The organism is Longicatena caecimuris (genome assembly GCF_018406465.1).
Lineage (GTDB): Bacteria > Bacillota_I > Bacilli_A > Erysipelotrichales > Erysipelotrichaceae > Longicatena > Longicatena caecimuris.
Genome location: NZ_AP024510.1, coordinates 1,570,612 through 1,584,737, shown reverse-complemented (window position 1 = coordinate 1,584,737; position 14,126 = coordinate 1,570,612). Strand labels below are relative to the sequence as shown.

Annotated in this window: 12 protein-coding genes; 10 read left to right on the top strand and 2 right to left on the bottom strand. The window is 37.0% G+C overall.

Going from position 1 to position 14,126, the window contains the following annotated elements; translation table 11 throughout:
• The first annotated feature begins 293 nt into the window (after positions 1 to 293).
• The 4 genes from KJS44_RS07445 to KJS44_RS07430 are packed head-to-tail and all read left to right on the top strand — an operon-like array spanning position 294 to position 5,347.
• Complete coding sequence (locus KJS44_RS07445) at positions 294 to 1,676, top strand: glycine--tRNA ligase (protein WP_008688414.1); 1,383 nt, start codon at positions 294 to 296, stop codon at positions 1,674 to 1,676.
• A 21-nt stretch (positions 1,677 to 1,697) separates the two neighbouring features.
• Positions 1,698 to 3,467 carry a DNA primase gene (dnaG, locus tag KJS44_RS07440; protein WP_008688416.1) on the top strand — a complete coding sequence of 590 codons (1,770 nt, stop codon included), beginning with the start codon at positions 1,698 to 1,700 and terminating at the stop codon, positions 3,465 to 3,467.
• A 4-nt stretch (positions 3,468 to 3,471) separates the two neighbouring features.
• Positions 3,472 to 4,662, top strand: a complete 1,191-nt coding sequence (gene rpoD / locus KJS44_RS07435; RefSeq protein ID WP_008688418.1) for an RNA polymerase sigma factor RpoD — start codon at positions 3,472 to 3,474, stop codon at positions 4,660 to 4,662.
• A 1-nt stretch (position 4,663) separates the two neighbouring features.
• Positions 4,664 to 5,347: a tRNA (adenine(22)-N(1))-methyltransferase gene (locus tag KJS44_RS07430; protein ID WP_017144654.1), complete on the top strand. Its 684-nt coding sequence runs from the start codon at positions 4,664 to 4,666 to the stop codon at positions 5,345 to 5,347.
• A 103-nt stretch (positions 5,348 to 5,450) separates the two neighbouring features.
• Here KJS44_RS07430 and ispH read toward each other — a convergent pair whose 3' ends face one another.
• Positions 5,451 to 6,368 (bottom strand): 4-hydroxy-3-methylbut-2-enyl diphosphate reductase, encoded by a 918-nt coding sequence (ispH, locus tag KJS44_RS07425; protein WP_008688423.1) that lies wholly within the window; start codon positions 6,366 to 6,368, stop codon positions 5,451 to 5,453.
• Positions 6,369 to 6,530: 162 nt separating this feature from the next.
• On the opposite strand from ispH, the gene KJS44_RS07420 reads away from it, so the two are divergent.
• Together KJS44_RS07420 and KJS44_RS07415 are read left to right on the top strand one after the other, a co-directional pair.
• The gene (locus tag KJS44_RS07420) at positions 6,531 to 7,892 is read left to right on the top strand and encodes a DEAD/DEAH box helicase (protein ID WP_008688424.1); all 1,362 of its coding nucleotides are present in this window, start codon (positions 6,531 to 6,533) and stop codon (positions 7,890 to 7,892) included.
• The gene (locus tag KJS44_RS07415; RefSeq protein ID WP_008688426.1) at positions 7,889 to 8,773 is read left to right on the top strand and encodes a deoxyribonuclease IV; all 885 of its coding nucleotides are present in this window, start codon (positions 7,889 to 7,891) and stop codon (positions 8,771 to 8,773) included. The genes KJS44_RS07420 and KJS44_RS07415 overlap by 4 nt, the downstream gene beginning before the upstream one ends.
• A gap of 145 nt (positions 8,774 to 8,918) precedes the next feature.
• On the opposite strand, the gene ispG is transcribed toward KJS44_RS07415, so the two are convergent.
• Complete coding sequence (gene ispG, locus KJS44_RS07410; protein WP_008688428.1) at positions 8,919 to 9,992, bottom strand: flavodoxin-dependent (E)-4-hydroxy-3-methylbut-2-enyl-diphosphate synthase; 1,074 nt, start codon at positions 9,990 to 9,992, stop codon at positions 8,919 to 8,921.
• Positions 9,993 to 10,103: 111 nt separating this feature from the next.
• Here ispG and KJS44_RS07405 point away from each other — a divergent pair, with 111 nt between their 5' ends.
• From KJS44_RS07405 to KJS44_RS07390, 4 genes are all read left to right on the top strand, one after another.
• Positions 10,104 to 12,203 (top strand): peptidoglycan D,D-transpeptidase FtsI family protein, encoded by a 2,100-nt coding sequence (locus KJS44_RS07405; protein ID WP_008688429.1) that lies wholly within the window; start codon positions 10,104 to 10,106, stop codon positions 12,201 to 12,203.
• 72 nt (positions 12,204 to 12,275) lie between these two features.
• A complete protein-coding gene (gene rpmG / locus KJS44_RS07400; RefSeq protein WP_008688434.1) occupies positions 12,276 to 12,425 on the top strand; it encodes a 50S ribosomal protein L33 in 150 nt (49 codons plus the stop codon).
• A 38-nt stretch (positions 12,426 to 12,463) separates the two neighbouring features.
• Positions 12,464 to 13,072 carry an MBL fold metallo-hydrolase gene (locus KJS44_RS07395; RefSeq protein ID WP_008688436.1) on the top strand — a complete coding sequence of 203 codons (609 nt, stop codon included), beginning with the start codon at positions 12,464 to 12,466 and terminating at the stop codon, positions 13,070 to 13,072.
• A gap of 148 nt (positions 13,073 to 13,220) precedes the next feature.
• Positions 13,221 to 14,123 (top strand): transglutaminase-like domain-containing protein, encoded by a 903-nt coding sequence (locus tag KJS44_RS07390; RefSeq protein WP_008688438.1) that lies wholly within the window; start codon positions 13,221 to 13,223, stop codon positions 14,121 to 14,123.
• The last annotated feature ends 3 nt before the right edge of the window (positions 14,124 to 14,126 follow it).

Here is a 14,126-nt window from a genome sequence, read left to right as displayed (position 1 = left end):
AAGTTAATTTGATCCTTCATTTTTTTTGTGAAAAAGTAATAGTGAATGCTTGATGAAATGTGAAATAGGGCTTTTTTTATCTTAAGTAAACAAATGTTTTCTAGGTGGAAAAAGAATTGGTGACAAAAGGAAAGCAGAACTCAAACAAAATGCGCAAACATCATGGAAAATCACACGATTCGCATTGACATTTTCCTTTAAAAAGTGTTATATTATAGTGTATTCTTGTAACTATTTTTAATTGTTCGCTAAGCATCATCAGCTGATGTGTTTTTTTTGAAAGGGGCGTATCTATGAACAGCGAAAAATTATTTGACACCGTCGTGGCCCACGCGAAAAACAGTGGTTTTGTTTATCAGGGTAGTGAAATCTATGGTGGTTTGGCTAATACCTGGGATTTTGGGCCGTTAGGTGTGGAATTGAAAGAAAATATAAAAAAAGCCTGGTGGCGCCGTTTTATTCAGGAATCACCATATAATGTCGGTATCCAATCCGCTATCTTGATGAATCCTAGTGTGTGGGTTGCCAGTGGACATGTTGGTGGATTTAGCGATCCTTTGATGGATTGCAAGGAATGTAAATCACGTTTCCGTGCTGACCAGCTGATTGAAGAAGCAACAAATGGTGAAGTCAGTGTCGAAGGATGGAGCAATGAAGCGATGATGGAGTATATCAATGAACATCATATAGCTTGTCCGAAATGTGGTAAGCACAACTTTACTGATATTCGTCAGTTCAACTTGATGTTTAAGACTTTTCAAGGTATTTTGGAAGATAGTAAAAATACCATCTATTTACGTCCGGAAACAGCGCAGGGAATGTTTGTCAATTTTAAAAATGTTCAGCGTTCTATGCGTAAAAAACTGCCGTTTGGTATTGGTCAGATCGGTAAGAGCTTCCGTAATGAGATAACGCCAGGTAACTTTATCTTCCGCACCCGTGAATTTGAACAAATGGAGTTGGAATTCTTCTGTCAGCCGGGAACAGATTTAGAATGGTATGAATATTATAAAAACTACTGTATGAAATTTTTGACAGATTTAGGGGTAGATCCTGAGCATTTGCGTTTCCGTGATCATACACCGGAAGAACTTGCTTTCTATAGCAAGGGTACTTGTGATATTGAATATAACTTTCACTCTCAAATTGGTTGGGGTGAGTTATGGGGAATCGCAGACCGTACAGATTATGATTTAAAACAGCATCAAGAAGCAAGTAAAAAATCATTAGAATATTTAGATCCTACAACGAATGAAAAATATTTGCCATATTGTGTGGAACCAGCCGTTGGTGTGGAACGTTTGATGTTAGCCTTTTTATGCGATGCTTATGATGAAGAAGAATTAGAAAATGATACGCGTATCGTTATGCATTTGCATCCTTTCCTTGCGCCGATTAAGGCATGTATTACACCATTGTCAAAGAAATTAAGCGAAAAAGGTATGGAAGTATTCCAGATGTTGGCGCCTGTTGCAAATTGTGATTATGATGATGCAGGAAGTATCGGAAAACGCTATCGTCGTAATGATGCAATCGGTACACCATTCTGTATCACAGTGGATTTTGAAACAGAACAAGATAACTGTGTAACCGTACGTGAACGTGATACGATGAAACAAGAACGTGTAAATCTGAATGATTTAGTATCATATATTGAAGAACGTATCAAACTATAAGCGAAAAGTGTGGTGTAGCGCATGGCTCGATTAAGTGAGCAGGAAATTAATCAGATTCGCGCCAAAGCTGACATTGTTGATGTCGTAGGACGCTATGTTCCTTTAACACGAAAAGGGCGTAATTATGTTGCTCAGTGCCCTTTTCATGATGATCATGACCCATCCATGTCAGTAAATGCGGATAAACAGATTTTTAAATGCTTTGTATGTGGGACAGGCGGCAATGTCTTTGGTTTTGTCCAAAAGTATGAAAAAATTTCTTTTATTGAGGCAGTCTATAAAGTGGCAGAGTATGCCGGAGTACCCATTGAGCATTCTTTGGCTCTTCCTGTCAAAAAAATCGACCCTCATTTAGCTGCCTTATATAAGGCAAATCAAGAAACAATTGAATATACGCACTATCAATTAGATACTTTAGATGCTCGTCATGTAAAAGAATACTTATATAAACGTAATCTTACTGACGCGATTATCAAAACCTTTGCAATTGGGTATAATCCTGAAGAAGATGCATTATATCGTTTCCTTCATGCAAAAAAAATACCGGATAGTGACATTTTAGCTGCCGGTCTTGCCCGTATGAGTTCTATGGGGATGAAAGATGTGTTTGCGAATCGTATCATGATCCCAATTCATGATGCAGATGGTCATCCTGTTGGATTTACAGCCCGCCGCATAAAAGAAAGTGACGAGGCGAAATACATAAATACAACAGAAACTGATGTTTATAAAAAAGGGGATTTAATCTTTAACTATCATCGGGCGAAACCAGAAGCAAGAAAAGCCAAAAAGGTCTTCTTGGTTGAAGGTGCAATGGATGTTTTAGCATTTGAAAAGGTTGGATTGCATAATGCGCTTGCTACTTTAGGAACAGCCATCACCAAAACACAATTGCAATTATTAAAGATGCTTCATGTTCCTATCGTTGTTTGTTATGATGGGGATATGGCAGGAAAAAATGCAACTTATAAGTTTGGGAAGATGGCCGTTCAGGAACAAATTGCATTTGAAATCGTCGATAATCGGTATGGATTGGATCCGGATGAGATCATTGATGCTTATGGTAAAGATGAACTGATCGCTCTCTCTTCACGTACCTTATCTTGGATAGACTTTCTGTTTGAATACCTATTAACAAGATATAATTTAGATAATTATTCACAGAAAAAAGAATTTGCTATGGAAATGGCTGATGCCATAAAGCATCTGCAGGATGACTTTGAAAAAGAAAGCTATTATATCCGACTTCGTGAACTGACTGATTTTGATATGCAGGAAAAAAATACTGCTATAAATGAACGACAGATTCAGAAAAAAGAAACATTTGGAAAACGAAGTTTTTTGACTTTTCCCAAAAGTGGACGAAGTCATGCCGAATACGAAATACTCTCGCAGATGTTAAGTGGTATTTCTGCCAGCAACTACTATAAAGAAGAATTAGGTTTTTTGAAGGATGATACTTGTAATAAGCTTGCAATCTATATCATCGATTATTATCGCACGCATACGCTCATGGAAATCGCTGATTTGTTAGATACCATCAAAGAAGAAACGGTCAAGACGTTAGCACTTGATATAGCAGATTGGGAGCTAGCAAGAGAAGAGGTAGATATGGAAGTATTGAAAGAAGCGGTAGAAAAGGTTAAGGACTGTTTCCTTGATGATAAGATTCAAATGCTGAATGAAAAAATCAAAACAGTGAATGATCCTATGGAAAAAGCCAAGCTAGCAGGTGAGAAAAACCAACTTATCAAAGAACGCGGAGAACGGCTCTGCCAAGGAAGGAAGTAGAGATATGAAAAAAACGAAAGCCAAAGCACAGCTGCAGGAATATAAGACATTAGATGAAATCAAAGATGAATTGCAGGAAGCATATCAGGTCAATAAGGTACTGTATCAAAAAGATATCATGGATGCGGTTGAACATTTAGATATGAGTGATGCAGACTTTGATGAATTGTTGCAGTGGTTCAGCGACAACGGCATCGCTGTCAAAGATGATGAAGACGATGTTGACTTATTAGATGACGACGCTCTTGTTGGTGATGATGACGACATTGATTTTTTAGATGATGAAGATGAAGAGGAAGACTCTTTAGCAGCAGAGATTGAAAGCTTAGAACAATCTTTTGCCAATTCTTCTCATACTAAGATTAATGATCCGGTTAAAATGTATTTGAAAGAAATCGGTCGTGTAGAATTGCTGGATCCGAAAGAAGAGCCAGAAATTGCCAGAAGAATACAGGCTGGAGATGAAGAGGCTAAGAAAAAATTAATTTCAGCCAATCTTCGTCTGGTTGTTTCTATTGCTAAAAAGTATGTAGGACGAGGCATGCTGTTTTTGGATCTGATTCAAGAAGGAAATATGGGCCTTGTTAAAGCAGTAGAAAAATTTGATTATACAAAGGGATTTAAATTCTCAACATACGCAACATGGTGGATTCGCCAGGCAATTACCCGTGCCATAGCGGATCAGGCGAGAACAATTCGTATTCCTGTACATATGGTTGAAACCATTAACAAATTAACACGTATTCAGCGTCAATTGGTGCAAGATTTAGGAAGAGATCCTTCGGCAGAAGAAATTGCAGCGAAAATGGAAAACATTTCTCCTGAAAAAGTACGTGAAATTCAGAAGATTGCTCTAGAACCAGTATCTTTAGAAACACCAATCGGTGAAGAAGACGATTCACATTTGGGTGATTTTATTGAAGATAAAGAGGCTTTATCACCAGATGAATATGCGAACAATCAGCTGTTAAAGGATGAAATAAATACCGTATTACAAGGATTGACAGAACGTGAAGAAAAGGTGCTGCGTCTGCGTTTTGGATTATATGATGGAAGAACAAGAACTTTAGAAGAAGTCGGCAAGGAATTTAATGTTACTCGTGAACGCATTCGTCAAATTGAGGCAAAGGCATTACGTAAGCTAAAACATCCAACCCGTTCAAAACGTTTAAAGGATTTTGTTGATAAACCTTAAGATGAAATTAAGTAAACGATTAAAGGCTATTTACGATATGGTAAATAGCCCTTGCATTTTAGCGGATATCGGATGTGATCATGCTATGCTTCCAATAGCATTGATGCAAAGTGGGAAGTGCGAAAAAGCTTATGCCTGTGATATTCATATAGGACCATTGCAGCGGGGCGCAAAGGCAATTAAAGAAGTGCATCTTGAAGATCGGATCCATACCGTATTAAGTGATGGTCTACAGAATGTGGCGGATGATATTACTTGTATTACGATCGCTGGTATGGGGTGGGAAAGTATTACTTCCATACTGGCACAGGACATAGAAAAAGCACATCATTGTACACAACTTGTTTTACAATCGAATAATCATGTCGATGATTTAAGACGATGGCTGAATGAGCATCATTTTGTGATTGATGGTGAGGATCTGGTGCATGAACAGCACTATTATCAAATATTATCGGTACATAGCGGTGAGCAAACATTAACTGAGGATGAGATTTTGTTTGGTGTTTTTTTAGATCAACATCCTTTATTTACAGAATATTGGATGTATGTTCTTGAAAAAAAAGAAAATATTTTGAAGCAGTTACAGCCACATCATGTTGGCTATGCTGATTTAAAACAGGATATACAACGTATAAAAAATAAATTGGCGCAATCAAAAAAATCTGTGTTTCCGGCTAAATAAGGCTAGAAACACAGATTTTTTATCAATCATTATACAGTCTTAATAATCAAAACGTTAAATTCTGATGGCTATTTATCATATAGAGTACTTTATCTTTTTAAGCTTATTGCAAGATTTTGGCCACCTCTGTAATAGGTTTCGCCAATTTTGGTGTATAGCTGTTTAGATACTGAATCACCTGATTTGTCAGATAGGTTGGTGTGGAAGCACCTGCTGTAATAGCTACAGCTTTACAGTTAGCCAATTGTTCATCAGTGATATCGTGTACATCATCAATAAGAAAAACATTTGCGATCCCTTGCTCTTTTGCAATCTGAGCAAGGCGGTTGGAGTTATTGGAATGTTTATCACCAACTACATATAAGACATCTATTTCAGCAGCATCAAGCTCAGCTATGGCCTGCTGACGGATTCTTGTGGCATTGCAGATTTCTTCACAAAACTCTGCTTGCGGATATGCTTGAGCAATCGCGGTAAATAATGTTTCAATATCAAATATTGACATTGTTGTTTGATTTGTGACAAAAACCTTAGACATTGTCGTAGGCAACTGCTGAATATCTTCCATATTTGTTATTAAATGAACCTTTGGGCTTAATGAGATGACAGCTTCAGCTTCTGGATGAAAAGCTTTTCCAATATAGAACACATCATATCCTTCTTCTAATTTTGTTTGTACAATAGCTTGTGTCTTTACAACATCTGGACAGCTGGCATCAATACCAATTAAGCCAAGTTCTGCGGCCTTTTGCTTTACTGCTGGGGCAACTCCATGAGCAGTAAAAATAACTACACTGCCAGATGGTATCTCTTGCAGCAATGCTAATCTTGTTTTCGTTTTATCGTCAATGGTATGAATATGCAGTTGATCTAAAGCCTGCATGACAAAACGGTTATGTACTAACATACCTAAAACATAAATGTTTTTATCGGGATACTCCATCGCTGTTTTGCGAGCAAGAGCAATGGCTCTTGTGACACCTTTACAATAACCGCGAGGAGTGACTTTTATTACCTTCATAAGCGTTCCTCCTGTTGTTATTATACCGTATTTTATGAGTGAAAAGATAGGAAAATACTAGAATTTCGGGTATAATAAGGAAGTAAAAACAGTGTTTTTTATTTACAACAAAAAGGATTCATGTATAATAGAAGAGCTGCTTTTAAAAAAGGAGGGGCATTCATGAGTAAATATAGCGATTATATGTTTCAAAAACATACAAAAATGTTTATTGAACTTGAAAAATTTATAGAACCTACACCGATTCAACAGGCGGTAATCCCTATGGCTTGTAAAGGAAAAGATATTATCGGTATTTCAGCGACAGGGACAGGGAAGACACACGCTTTTTTGATTCCTATTATGGAAAAAGTAGACAGCAGTAAACCTTGTGTGCAGGCGGTAATCACTGCACCTACCAGAGAATTAGCCTTACAGATTTATCAGCGATGTGAAAAGATGAGTGAAGCGGATCCCAAACTCGTCATCCGTTTAATTACAGGCGGAATTGAAAAGAGCCGGATGATTGAACAATTAAAAGTTCAACCACATATTGTTGTAGGAACTCCAGGTCGTATTAAGGACTTGTTTTTAAACGAACAGGTCTTGCGCGTGGATACCGCAGATATCATGGTGGTGGATGAGGCTGATATGACTTTAGAATTTGGCTTTTTGGAAGATGTAGATGCGATTGCAGGGAAGATGCGCAAGGACTTGCAGATGATGAGTTTTTCAGCAACGATTCCTCAGGAGCTGCGCTTGTTTCTAAAGAAATATATGGATCATCCGCAAACTGTACAAATTGAAGAACAAAGTGCATTTCATCCTAAGATCCAACATATTTTAGTGCCTGTCCAGCATAAAACATATGCTGAAAAAGTATTAGAGATTTTACCTTCTTTTACCCCATATGTTTGCTTAATCTTCGCTAATACGCGAAGTGAAGCTGCTAATGTAGCAAGCAATATGCGAGATGCAGGTTATGGTGTAATAGAATTGCATGGAGATTTAACTCCAAGAGAGCGCACGAAAGCGATGAAGGATTTGTCCAATTTGCAAAAATCATATGTAGTGGCAACCGATATTGCAGCCCGTGGCATTGATATTGAAGGGATATCTCATGTTATATCGATGGGATTTCCTAAAGAATTAGATTATTATATCCATCGTAGCGGACGTACTGGCAGAGCAGGACATGAGGGTATCTGTTATGCACTATATGAAAAAAAAGATGATACTGCTATACGTCAGTTAGAAGTTCGAGGCATTCATTTTGATCATAAAACCATAAAAAATGGTCAGTGGTGCGATTTAGAACCTTTGCATAAGAAGAAAGTACGCAAAGATGACCCATTAGAGAAAGAAATTGCAAAGATTGTTTCTCGTAAGAAGAAAAAAGTAAAGCCAGGTTATAAGAAAAAGCGTCAGCAGGAAGTAGAAAAATTAAAACGGAAAGCCAAACGTGCTATGATTCAAGAAGATATTCAGCGTCAAAAGAAAGAACGTGCTAAACAAAAGATGTTAGAGAAGAGGAATAGCGAATGAAAATAGGTAGTCATGTATCTATGTCTGCTCCTGAATATGTATTAGGAGCCGTAAAAGAAGCTATTTCATATGGTGCAAATGCATTTATGTTATATACAGGTGCACCTCAAAATACACGCAGAAAGCCAATGGAAGAACTGCGCATAAAAGAAGCACATGAGATCATGAAGTTACATGGTATAGAAAAAAGCAGCATGATCGTACATGCACCATATATCATCAATTTAGCAAATTGTGCGAAAGCAGAAACATTTGAACTCGGTGTTGATTTTTTGGCAAAGGAAATTGAACGTGTCAAACAATTAGAAGCAAGCATTTTGGTCTTACATCCTGGCAGTCATGTAAAAGCCGGCGAAGATGCTGGACTTGCTAAGATCGTAGATGGATTAGATCTAGCTATGAAACAGATTGGTGATGTACAGATAGCAATCGAGACGATGGCAGGGAAAGGTAGCGAACTTGGCTATAATTTTCAGCATATTCGCTATATCATTGATCATGTGAAACATCCTGAAAATATCAAGGTTTGTATGGATACTTGTCATTTGCATGATGCAGGATTCGATTTAAGTGATTTTGATCTTCTTTTGAATGAATTTGATGCGATCATTGGGATAGATCGTTTAGCATGTGTACATGTTAATGATTCAAAAAATATTCAAGGTGCTCGTAAGGATCGTCATGCGAATATTGGCTTTGGCGAAATTGGCTATGATAAGCTGCATGCAATCGTACATAACAAGCGAATTCAAGATGTCGTTAAAATATTAGAAACACCTTATGTGGACGGACATGCACCATATAAGCATGAAATCGCAATGTTAAAACAAGGTGTTTTTGATGCGAATTTATTGGACAAGTTAAAAAATGAAGTTGTGTAATGCATTTGCTATTTTTAGATAAGACTATGTGTTTATTAAGTAAAAAATGATAATAGTTCAGCATACGTTAGATCTTAGTTCCAACTATTGAAAATGATAAGAAAAAAGTAGGTAAATCCTAATGGAATGCCTACTTTTTTGAATATCAATTATCTTTTTTGTGTTCTGCAGCAAATGATCGGATTTCCTGCTTTAAGCGTTCCACTATTTCATCCTGTGGAAGTTTTTCAATGACAACGCCTTTTTTTATTAACAATCCTTCTTGTTTGCCACCGGCAATCGCGATATCTGCATGTTTAGCTTCTCCAGGACCATTTACAGCACAACCCATGATAGCGACATTTATATCACAATCTATCGTTGTTAAAAAGGATTCTATCTCATTGACAACAGGTTGCATATCCCATGCTGTACGGCCGCAAGTAGGACAGGCAATTAAATTTGGTGTGTTTTTTAATAACCCGCAGCATTTTAATAATTGCTTTACAATTGTGATTTCATTTACTGGATCACCATTTACACTGATACGAATCGTATCACCAATGCCTTCATTCAATAAAGTACCTAATGCCATACTGCTTTTAATAGCACTACCAATAAAAGTACCAGCTTCTGTAACCCCTAAATGTAATGGGTAAGGGAAGGTATTACTTGCTAAGCGATATGCCTCAATACATAATAAGGGATCACTTGATTTAAAAGAAAGACAAATATCATGAAAATCCAACTCTTCTAAAATTGCTACATGGCGTTTAGCACTTTCCATCATGCCTGCAGCTGTCGGTTTGCCATATTTTTCATGGATGTCTTTTTCTAAAGAGCCACTATTTATGCCAATTCGGATAGGAATATGATGTTGCTTGCAAACATTTACCACTGCTTGTACATTTTCTTTCGATCCAATGTTTCCAGGGTTTAAACGAATTTTGTCAATTCCATTTTCTACTGCAGCTATCGCTAGGCGATAATCATAATGAATATCAGCGACAAGAGGAATATGGGTGCGGTTACGAATTTCTCTGATTGCTTTTGCATCCTCTTCATCAATGATAGCCATGCGTACCAATTCACAGCCGCAAGCTTCTAATTGTAAGATTTGCGCAACCGTTTTTTCAATATCCTTGGTACGTGTATTGCACATACTTTGTATCACAACATGCTCGTTACCTCCTATCATAAGATCACGAACACGAATACTTCTTGTTTCGGTGCGAAGCATATAATATCAACTCCTTCATGTACCATTATAACAAAATTTATTTCTTTTACAATATGGTGGCATTTTCCATGAGATTTGTATTATAATAAGCGGTATACAGGAGGTGAATACATGATACGTAATCCATTTCGCGATCTGGATCATAAGAAATTACGCCGTAGTTCTGATGTTCTGCAGACGCAAAACGATTATTATAAAATTGTAAACCGACGTATTTTAATTTTTTCAATGATTGTGATTTTATTATTTTCAACAATAACGATACGTTTGGTCTTTATACAAGTGCGTGATCATGAAGATTATACAACAAAGTTGGTGAATTATTCTTCTCAACAACAGCGGTTTCAGACACCTCGTGGTGAAATATATGACCGCAATGGCAAATTGGTCGTAAAAACGGCATCTGCACATAACATTACATATTTTCCGCCAAAGGATGTAACTAGTAATGAAAAATGGGAACTGGCTCAGAAATTTGCCAAACAATTTCATATTAAGCATGAAACATTTACAAAAAGCGACATGCAAGATCTCTATTTATTCTTATATCGTGATGAAAACGGTAATGCAGATCGTACAGGGAATCATCTATTAAGTGATGAAGAATTAGCTACATTGACAAAAGCTAGTGATAAGGATAAACTTGTGCGTTCACGCATTACAGAAAAAATGGTAGATGAAATAGCTAGTGAAGAGGATAAAAACGCATTTAGTGTATATCTGTTAATGAATCAATCACCTAGTAATTCAATTAAGGTCATTGTTGAAGATGCTTCGAATGAAGATGTTGCCTATTTGATGGAGCATAAGGATGAGTATCGAGGTTTTGATGTGGACTTTGGTTCTTGGAAACGCGAATATCCTTATAAAGATACATTACGTGATGTCTTAGGTAGTGTCACTACCACCAAACAAGGTGTTCCAAGTGAAGAGCGTGAATATTATGAAGCATTAGGCTATTCTTTAACGGATCGTGTAGGAAGCAGTGGCTTAGAAAAGCAATATGAGCAGTTATTGAGTGGTACCCCTAAGGTGAGTGAAGTAACCTTTGAAAAGGATGGTACAGCGGTTTTAAATGAGATTAGTGCTGGAAAGAAAGGATATAATCTACATTTGACGGTCGATATTGAATTACAGAAAAAAGTTGATGATATCATGACCAGTATTGTTAAGCAATATGCTGGTACAAGTGGCCGTGAGGCATTTAACCAGGCCTTTGTTTTATTAATGAATCCAAATACAGGAGAGATATATGCATTAAGTGGAGCTGTTAAAAACAAAGATGGATCGATGACGAAATTCGCCAGTGGAACCTATTTGAATAACTATCAGGTAGGTTCTGTCGCAAAAGGTGCCACGGTATATATGATATTGAATGAAGGCGTGCAAACGGTAACTAGTACAGAATATGATACGACGATGAATATCGCCGGAGAAGAAAAAAGTTCATTTATGAATTTGGGTGTTGTAGATGCGGTGCGTGCATTGGAAGTTTCAAGTAATGTCTATATGTGGAAATCTATTATAAAGTTAGCAGGTGGCACCTATGTATCAGGGCAACCCTTAAATATTTCCAATGAGGCAACAGCCAAGACATTAACCAAGATGCGTCAATATTATTCGATGTTCGGTTTAGGGACAAAGACAGGATTAGATGTACCTAATGAAGCGTTAGGCATCATTGGCTATACACAGACGGCTGGTAACTTACTAGACTATTCTATCGGACAGTATGATACCTATTCACCAATACAGTTGGGACAATTTGTATCTACGATTGCCAATGGTGGTAAAAAGGTGCAGCCGAAGTTGGTGAATACGGCAAGTGAGGTTAACAGCAATTATACGATTTATGAAAACAAAACCAAGGTACTTTCGCAACTTTCAGGTAATTTGGATTACCTAAAGACCGTACAGCAAGGTTTCCGCGCTTGTATCACTGGAAATCATTGTGGTGTGGAGTTAAATGCCATGGATAAAGGTATAGCAGCTAAAACAGGTACCGCACAGGTAAGAGAATATAAAAACAATAAAGAATATCGTTATACAAATGTAAGTGAAATCGGTTATGCTCCATATGATGATCCGGAAGTTGCCTTTGTGTGTAGTGCACCAACCTCTGCTGCCGATTCTAGCAATCAGGAGGCAAGTATCTGTTCAACACAGATTTTACCGAAGGTTTTAAAAGAATATTTCAAAAAGTACGACTAATTTCGTAAAAAGTATTAGCATTCTTGCATATTGTATGATATAATTTTCAAGCAAAGTACGAGGAGGGACAACATGAGAGATAGAATCACTTTCAAATGTTCAGAATGTGGCGAAGAAAACTACATTGGAACACGTAATAAACGTAAAAATCCAGAACGTATGCAGATTCAGAAGTTCTGCCCACGTTGTAACAAGAAAACATTACATAAGGAGAAAAAATAAGAAGGGCCGACTACGGTCTTTTTTATTCGTGAAGACATATGAAATCAATTGAAACATTTGTATTAGGTATGGTTCAGGTAAATACCTATTTATTATGGAATGATGATCATGTTTTGGTAATCGATCCAGGTAGTAAATCATTAAGATTGCAAGAGGCAATCGACAAACGAAACGGTATTGTGGATGGCATCGTTTTGACACATGCCCACTTTGACCATATTGCTGGTGTTGATACGCTGGTGAATAAATATCATTGTCCATTATATATGAATGATTTGGATATACCGCTGCTTACCGATCCACAATTAAATTTTTCAATAGGAGATCCAATCATCGTTCATACAAAGGCACAAGTACTAACCCCTGGTGAGCATACGATTGGTAAATTTACTTTCCGATACATTGATGCACCAGGTCATAGCGAAGGCTGTAGTATGCTATTATGGGATGATCATTTATTTTGTGGAGATGTGTTGTTTCAAGGTAGTATCGGGCGGACTGATTTAGCCACAAGTTCAAATACTAAAATGATGCAGTCTTTAAAATACATTAAAACCATGGACCCCGATTTGAAGGTATATCCTGGTCATGGACCTAGGACGACATTAAAGGATGAATTTCAATGGAATCCTTATCTGCAATTTTAAACAGCTATTGCTGTTTTTTTTCTTCCTTAGTTTAAAACACAATTTTACCATTGAGAATGAACAGCATGCTAGCAGGCTTTTTCAATTCTTTTAGTTTTGTAAAGGTTTGATTTGGTGTATAATGAATAACAAGTGAGGAGGATATGCTATGCACAAAAAAATTTGTTTGCTGATTGCTTTTTTATTACTCTGTACAAGCTGTTCCTCCAATCAACAGGATAAGGTCAAAGAGGCAATGGAATCCTATCCCAAATCTCCAGCTGTTACAGAAAACCAAATCCTATATCCTAAAGAGCTGGGCAAGGATGTTTTAAAAACAAAAATAGCTATCATTGACTATACCCAATGCAATGATGGATATATTTATGTTCACGCACAATTTAAAGATAACAAAAAAGTGAAAATTCAAATTGCGAAAGGTGAAACCAAATATAATTACGATTTGCACAAAGATGAAGCAACGGCATTACCTTTACAAATGGGAAGTGGTAATTATCTCGTTAAGGTGTTGCAACATATGGAACAAAACCAATATGCCATCGTAGATGTGATTGAATTTCATGCCGATATAAAAGAAACTACATCACCTTTTCGTTATCCAAATCAAATTGCATGGTATGAAAAAGGTGATGACATCATTTCCTTTGCTTTAGATACCGTAAAAGATGCGGATAATGATTTAAAACGGATTCATGATATTTACAACAAAGTTGCACAAACGATAACTTATGATGATGCAAAAGCAAAGCAGGCTTCTAATAAATATATGATTCCAAATCTGAAAGACGTGCTGAAGCGTAAGCGGGGGATTTGTTTTGATTATGCTGCTTTGATGACAGCAATGTTGAGAATCAACCATATTCCAGCACGCTTGATTTGCGGAAATACGGATATCGAATATCATGCTTGGGTGGAAGTTTATGTAGAAGGACAAGGATGGGTCAATCCGGATATTTATGTAGATGAGGAAACTTGGACTAGAATTGATCCAACTTTTGCAGCACAAAAGTTTCAATACGATGGATCTTATGATGCGGTTTATTATTATTAAATC